Source organism: Puniceibacterium sediminis (assembly GCF_900188035.1).
GTDB classification, from domain to species: domain Bacteria; phylum Pseudomonadota; class Alphaproteobacteria; order Rhodobacterales; family Rhodobacteraceae; genus Puniceibacterium; species Puniceibacterium sediminis.
In genome coordinates this window covers 1-2,018 of record NZ_FZNN01000055.1, presented here as the reverse complement: position 1 = coordinate 2,018, position 2,018 = coordinate 1, and the positions used below count along the sequence as shown (strand labels likewise).

Annotated in this window: 1 protein-coding gene and 1 pseudogene; both read left to right on the top strand. The window is 56.6% G+C overall.

The genetic code is table 11. From position 1 onward, the window contains the following. Positions 1-63 precede the first annotated feature (63 nt). Positions 64-318 (top strand): annotated as a pseudogene (locus CHB75_RS21125) (transposase); the annotation flags it as partial. Between the two features lie 226 nt (positions 319-544). Then, positions 545-1,912 carry an IS110 family RNA-guided transposase gene (locus CHB75_RS21120; RefSeq protein ID WP_089274132.1) on the top strand — a complete coding sequence of 456 codons (1,368 nt, stop codon included), beginning with the start codon at positions 545-547 and terminating at the stop codon, positions 1,910-1,912. Positions 1,913-2,018 lie beyond the last annotated feature (106 nt).

The window sequence follows — 2,018 nt, the reverse complement described above, 5'->3', positions numbered from 1 at the left end:
TGGACCTGTCGCGGTTTGATGGCGCTCCTTTGATAGCATTTGCTGCAACAAAGGAGACTGACTATGGGGCTGAAACGGACGGACGAATTCCGGCGAGATGCGGTGCGGATTGGGCTGACAAGTGGGATGACGCGCAAGCAGGTGGCTGACGATCTGGGTGTCGGGATGTCGACGCTGAACAAGTGGATCACTGCGCATCGAGACCCAGATGTGGTTTCGAAGGAGGATTTGAGCCTCGCCCAAGAGAATGACCGGCTTCGGCGTGAGAACCGCATTCTCAAGGAGGAAAGGGACATCCTAAAAAACCGTCCCGGGTTGGGCCCGCCTGCGAGCGGTGGAAACAGCCTGTGCTATCGTCGCAGACGGAGGGCAGCGGCCGTTCGCTTATTGGAGGTCCCGGTATTGTCGGGAACCCCGTTAAAAAACGTGGCCCATGGGTTGATGCTAACTTGAGGGTGGTGACGCCGTCCTACGATGATCCCGATTAGGAAGATAACGGATTTGCAGAACCCACGCCCTTCTGTTGCCAGCAGGAGGATACACAATGGCGAACAAAAAGACCCACGAACTCGCCGCGATTGAGGCAGTCAACATCGGTGCCGCCGCTGTCGACATTGGCTCACGCATGCATATGGCAGCGGTGAACCCAGATGTGGCTGACATGCCGATTCGGGCATTTGGCACCTTTACGCACGATCTGCATGATTTGGCCGACTGGTTCAAAAAACATGGCGTGACGAGCGTCGCGATGGAGTCCACTAGCGTCTATTGGATTCCAGCTTACGAGATCCTCGAGCAGCACGGGTTTGAGGTGATCTTGGTGAATGCACGCTACGCAAAGAACGTGCCAGGCCGGAAGACGGACGTCAGCGATGCAAGCTGGCTGCGTCAGTTGCATTCTTATGGTCTTTTGCGTGGCAGCTTCAGGCCATCCAGACAGATTGCAACGTTGCGCGCCTATTTGCGCCAGCGGGAACGATTGGTGGAATATGCGGCGGCTCATATCCAACATATGCAGAAGGCCCTGATGGAGATGAACCTGCAGTTGCACCACGTTGTGTCCGACATCACTGGCGTGACAGGCATGCGGATCATCCGAGCTATTGTAGCAGGTGAGCGTGATCTGGAGGTGTTGGCATCCTATCGTGATGTCCGCTGCCATGCCTCAGTTGAAACGATCAAAGCGGCCCTGAACGGGAACGACCGGCCTGAGCATATCTTTGCCCTGACGCAATCGTTGGACCTTTACGACTACTACCAGGACAAGATGCTGGAATGTGATCGCAACCTTGAGGCCACACTCGACACCTTGGCCGCTGATCAAGATCACGACCCTGGCCAATTGCCTCGGGTGCGAACGAAGACAAAGCAGGTGGGCACGCCGTCGTTCGATGTGCGCGCTGCACTTTTTGGCATTCTTGGGATCGACCTGACCCAAATCCATGGTCTGGGGCCATCCCTATTCCTCAAACTGGTAGGAGAATGTGGGACCGACCTTCGCGCCTGGCCAAGCGCCAAGCATTTTACATCATGGCTCTGTCTGGCACCGGGCAACAAGATATCTGGCGGCAAGGTGCTGTCATCGCGCACCCGACGCTCATCGAGCCGTGCCGCCGCCCTGTTGCGATTGGCAGCCGTCACGATTGGGCGAAGTGATACTGCTTTGGGGGCCTTCTATCGACGCCTCGCAGCACGAGCGGGCAAATCCAAAGCGGTGACAGCGACCGCGCGCAAGATCGCCGTTCTGTTTTATAACACGTTGCGGCATGGCATGACCTATCAGGATCCTGGGGCGTACCATTACGAAGAACGGTATCGCAGTCGCGTTCTGGGCAATCTCAAACGACGGGCAAAGTCGTTGGGTTACGATTTACGGGAATTGCCCAAGGGTACCGACATGGCTGTTTCTTAGGAAGCCACGGTGTTCTTCGCGAGCCAAAAGCCGTGAGGTTCAGGTTTGTCGAAGAACACCGGGATGCGTTTCCGGCAGCGCGCCTGTGCCAGGTGATGGATGTCAG